The organism is Pseudomonadota bacterium (assembly GCA_022361155.1).
Lineage (GTDB): Bacteria > Myxococcota_A > Polyangia > Polyangiales > JAKSBK01 > JAKSBK01.
The window spans coordinates 1-2,743 of the sequence record JAKSBK010000579.1; the positions used below are offsets into that span (position 1 = coordinate 1).

Consider the following 2,743-nt stretch of genomic DNA (forward strand, 5'->3'; position numbering starts at 1 on the left):
AAGGACCGACCAGGCAAAAAAGTACTCCCGGCGGCACGAAATTATTCTGAGGGGGATAGTCCTCGCGACGACAGGGCCCCCCAATAGCACTCAGCGCCCCGTCGGTACCCCCCGAGCCGACTCCCGTCGCATCCATACCGGCTTGGATACCGGCCTCCATGCCTCCAATACCCGCATCAATACCACCTGACGAGCCCCCACCATCGCATGAAGCAAAGCCCGTGACAAAAGCGCTCACAGGCAACAACGCTCCGCATGTCGCGCCCCTCAAGCTCATCGAGCTCATGCTATCGGTCCCCTCTTGACCCCTATTTCTCACTTGTAGCAACTCGCGCTAATGTAGCAAATCTCGCACGCAGTCGCCACAGGAACAGAATCGTACTGATCCTGGAGCGCCGTAGCACCTACTGCGGCCCTCACACTCCGAATCGTTATCGCAGGGTCGGCGACACAAGTTACCGACACATCGAGCCTTATCCGGACAGTCTGCGTCTGCCCTGCAGGTAGCTGTCATGTACCCCTTCGGATAGGAGATGCCCACCAGGCAGTACTTCGTACCCAAGGGCATATCTATTACATCCGTGATCTCGTCGCTAGCACGAGGCACCTGATGTGGGACCGTTCCTCTCGCCTCAGAGGCCCGGTCTACCGCCTCTTGCGTACCGAACTGCGGTCGTTGCCACCCGTCCTTGGTTCGGTCACAGGGTTCGCCTATGCCCGGCTCGGAGTCAGCTTGGTCGGGCACGCGCTGCCCCGGCCTGCCAGCCTGCGCCGCGGTACCACCTTCCGGCGCTGTGAGTTGCTCGCGTTTCAGGCCGACATCACTACCCACAGGTTCGCGCTTGTCACCGGCGCAGCCAGACAGCACGAGCAGTACGAAAATGAAAACTCTCTTTGGGTCCGTTTCCATTGGTCCATCTCCCACTCTGGCTTACGGTTCCACGCCCATTCCGCGCGTCCTGTACATTGTAGTATCCATGTCACCCCAGTGGTATAACATCGTCTCGTTTCTTACGTCGGGCACGATGCCATCGTACTCGCCCCAATAACAAAGCGGGGGACCGATCAAATTGCCAGAAAACAAGTTTTCTTCAGCCGTATACCACCCCGACCAGTTGAGACCAAAATCGTTGCTAACCGACTGTGCCACGCACAAGCCTTTGCCCCCCTTGGGTGAGGTTCCACATTCCGCCTGCAGCATCACGTGTACCTTGCCCGATGATGCGCCGCCAGGCGATCTGTAGAACTTCACTGTAGGATGAGCGGAGTTTACGCATCCGTACACCACCTCCCAGGTCCAGCTATCCCCGCCGTCGTCACTGCGGTAGATGTGCGTCTCTTGCTCTGTCGCGCAGTTGCCCGAGCCCGGTGTCCCATAGGTCACGACTGCAACAGGATTCGTGGCGTTCCGATCGCTCACGTCGATTCGAGGCTGGGGGAACTCTCGCCTCCTGTTGTCCGCAATCCCATGGAGCGTCGAGCGAAGACAGCCGTTTAATGCCGGCAGGGCCGCCGCTGGTCCAACTCGCTTGGACTGACTCCACGTCTTGGCAACCGTGTCGAACTTGACAAATCTAACTTCGTTCCGTTGGGTATCATAATACACGATCCAAAGCTCCGACCTCACGGCCACCGCTCGCGGAAGCATCCTCGGGGTATCCACTGGCATGGCCCACCATGAGATAGGCTTGCAGGTGCTCGTGGGATTGCCGAAAGTACCTGCAACGATCGTCGGGTTTGGTGGCGGAAACCCCGGAGGACCGTACCACGTTACGAACCACATATCGTCGCTCTTGGCGGCGCTGGACGGTAGGTCGATGAGACTCGGATAGTCGTGTCCTGGAGGCGGCAAGCCGAGGCTCGGATCGGACCCATCGTAGGCACAGGTCGTCCATGTCGGAGCAGTGGAAGTATCGCAGGTCTGGTGGTCCCCGGGACAAGGATTTGTCGATCGGTCCAAGTAGATTGCGTTGCCTATTCCGGACAGCTTGAAGAATTCGTTGGTACCGTTGAGATCGGCGGCCAAGGTAGGATCGATACCGCCGCCTGGGTTGGAAGGAGTCGACCAATCGTCACACCTAACGGCGTACGCGTTCTTGAGGCACGCATAAGCAAATTCTGGCTGATTAACGGCCACGATCACCTCACCCTCTACGTCGGGATCGCTGCCCTCGTCGTAAAACCAGGCACCCGACGACTCGGCGTAGTTTCCGGTAGGGAATTGAAGAATGTCGAATGCGGGTACGGTAAGCGCTGCGGTAGTCACAGCTATGGCTTGCGACTCGTCGGCATCGGGGTTGACGCAGCCCAGCACATTGGCGCTCATGAGCGCCAGCACTACGGATAACTTATGCGGAACCATTCTCATGTGGAACCTCCCATGTTGTCAGGCATCTACGCCCACTTGCAGCGCTGAGTTACTGGAGGAGGCGGCTCGCTCACCGGAGAAGCGTCACGCCTCGCCGAGCTAGTGTATCTAGGTATGCCTCCGGCGGCCGTGCGCCACCCTTCTGACACTGAGGGGATACCCCAGGGGTGGTGTACGAAAGCCAGTCTGTTTCGATGCGGCGTCATACGTAACCTCTCCAATTGTCGATGAGTTCCCACGTCGATTCGCGTGAGCCTTTTTCCGATGCCGAGCGCGGACGGGATGCGAACAGGATCCCGCCGCAAGCAAGGCGATACTGCCGCTGCCGAAGCCACCGGACTCGACCCCTCGGGGTGTGAAATTTCGTTCCCACCC

General features: G+C 58.9%; 2 protein-coding genes. Both read right to left on the bottom strand.

Going from position 1 to position 2,743, the window contains the following annotated elements:
- Positions 1–286 (bottom strand): hypothetical protein (locus MJD61_21785; GenBank protein MCG8557889.1); only part of this gene is annotated, 286 nt, incomplete at its 3' end.
- Positions 287–931: 645 nt separating this feature from the next.
- The gene (locus tag MJD61_21790) at positions 932–2,368 is read right to left on the bottom strand and encodes a hypothetical protein (protein MCG8557890.1); all 1,437 of its coding nucleotides are present in this window, start codon (positions 2,366–2,368) and stop codon (positions 932–934) included.
- Positions 2,369–2,743: the final 375 nt, after the last annotated feature.

What these genes read in the sequence shown, in the direction of transcription:
- MJD61_21790 (MCG8557890.1), bottom strand. Translation starts at nt 2,368, where the DNA reads ATGAGAATGGTTCCGCATAAGTTATCCGTAGTGCTGGCGCTCATGAGC.